Origin of the sequence: Synechococcus sp. R8-2 (assembly GCF_047461715.1) — a bacterium.
In the GTDB taxonomy this organism is placed as follows: Bacteria; Cyanobacteriota; Cyanobacteriia; order Thermostichales; family Thermostichaceae; genus Thermostichus.
In genome coordinates this window covers 1-2,271 of record NZ_JANSHQ010000476.1, presented here as the reverse complement: position 1 = coordinate 2,271, position 2,271 = coordinate 1, and the positions used below count along the sequence as shown (strand labels likewise).

General features: G+C 60.6%; 1 protein-coding gene. It reads right to left on the bottom strand.

What is annotated here, in order from left to right:
* Positions 1-2,271, bottom strand: a 2,271-nt coding sequence (gene ileS, locus NW819_RS11245; RefSeq protein WP_414413794.1) for an isoleucine--tRNA ligase, incomplete at both ends; no start/stop codon positions are given.

Below are 2,271 nucleotides of genomic sequence, written 5' to 3'. Positions count from 1 at the left end.
CGTCCCGCTAACGCGACCGGTACGGGCTTGTTCCAGAGCCTTGTTCACCTCTTGGCGCACCTCTCGCAGTTGCTCCCAAATGGCCGCCAACTGGGGATCCCGCCAGTGCTCCGGCAGCTTCATCCACCCCCCCTCAAACACCGAACGGGTGGGCTTGGGATAGGGCAGATGGCTCCAAATCTCTTCGGCCAGGTGGGAGAGAACGGGGGCGATGGCCTTGGCCAAGTTCTCCAGCAACAGGGAGAGCACCGTTTGACATTGGCGCCGCCGCAGACTTTGGGCATGGCTAATGTAGAGGCGATCCTTGCCAATATCCAGGTAAAAGTTGGAGAGATCCACCACACAGAAGTTCTGAATCGCCTGGAAAAAGCGGTAGAACTGATAGCTGGCAAAAGATTCGCCGATCTCGGATCCCACCTCGTGCAGGCGGTGCAAAATGTAGCGGTCTAGCTCCGTCAAGGCTTCAAAAGGAACGGCATCCTGAGTTGGATTGAAGTCGTAGAGGTTGCTCAGCAAAAAGCGAGCTGTGTTGCGGATTTTGCGATATACATCCGCCATTTGCCCAAGAATGGTCTTGCCCAGCGGCACATCCCCGGAGTAGTCCACACTGGAGACCCACAGGCGCAGCACATCCGCCCCGTAGGCGGGATCCGTCTGGGGATCTTTGCCGCCGTTGATTAACACCAGCGGATCGATGACATTGCCCAGGGACTTGCTCATTTTCTGGCCTTTCTCGTCCAGCACAAACCCATGGGTGAGCACCGCCTTGTAGGGGGCATGGCCGTTGACGGCCACGGAGGTGAGCAAACTGGATTGGAACCAGCCCCGGTGTTGGTCGGAGCCCTCCAAATACAGATCCACCGGGTAGCCCAACCCCTGCGCCTTGGCCACTGCCGCCCAGGAAGAGCCGGAGTCAAACCACACGTCCATGGTGTCCATCCCTTTGCGGTAGGTTCGGCCATTGTGGCGGTACTTCTCCGGCAGCAACTCCTCCACCGGGCGCTTCCACCAGGCGTCGGATCCCTCTTGGGCGAAGATGGCCTTGATGTGGTCGAGGGTCTCGGCAGTGAGCAAGGGCTCGCCGGTTTCTTCGTCGTAAAAGACGGGGATGGGCACACCCCAAGCCCGCTGGCGGGAAATACACCAATCCGAGCGCTCCGACACCATAGCAGTGATGCGGTTCTCCCCGATGGCCGGGATCCATTTCACGGTTTTAATGGCCTGCAGGGCCAGCTCCCGGAAGCCAGCTACAGACGCAAACCACTGCTCGGTGGCCCGGAAAATCGTTGGCTCTTTCGTGCGCCAGTCGTAGGGATATTTGTGGTTGTAGGGCTCTTCCTTGAGCAAAGCCCCCGCAGCCTGCAGAGCCTGGATGACAGCAGCATTGCCGCTGGTCTCCGGCTTCTTGGAGAGCACATCCAACCCGACGAACTGGGATCCGGCCTCGGCGGTAAATCTCCCCTGATCGTCCACAGGGCTGAGAATGGGCAGACCATACTTTTGGCCGGTTTTGAAGTCATCTTCCCCATGCCCCGGAGCTGTGTGCACAATGCCGGTGCCGGACTCGGTGGTGACATAGTCCCCCAGCACGCAGAGGCTGGCGCGGTCAAAGAGGGGGTGCCGTCCTTGACTGTATTCCAGGGCGGATCCCGGCAGGGTGGCCTTGATCTCCAGAGGCGTCTCCAGAACCTTCTCCAGCCGCTCCCGCAGATCGGCGGCGATCAACAGCAGGCCGAAGCGGGGAGACTCCACCACTGCATAGGTGAGCTTGGGGTTAAAGCAGAGGGCCAGGTTGGCTGGGATCGTCCAAGGGGTGGTGGTCCAGATGGCCGCCCGCAGGCCCGGCATGAAAGGCTCCAAAACCGGCTGCGCCGCCGGACTCAGGCTCTGTAGCGGAAAGGCCACGTAGATGCTGGGGGAGATGTGGTTGTCGGGGTACTCCAGCTCCGCTTCCGCCAGAGCCGTCTGGGAGCTGGGGCTCCAGTGGACGGGTTTGAGGCCGCGGTAGATGTAGCCCTTGAGGGCCATTTGTCCAAACACCTCAATCTGTGCGGCTTCGTACTCCGGCGACAGCGTCAGGTAGGGCCGATCCCAGGATCCCCATACCCCCAGGCGCTGAAAACTGGCCCGCTGCACATCAACGTAGTGCAGGGCGTACTCCTTGGCTTTTTGTCGCAGCTGCAGAGGGGTGAGGTTTTCCCGCTCCTGCGGGGTGAGGCTTTGCAACACTTTCAGTTCGATGGGCAGGCCGTGGCAATCCCAGCCGGGCAC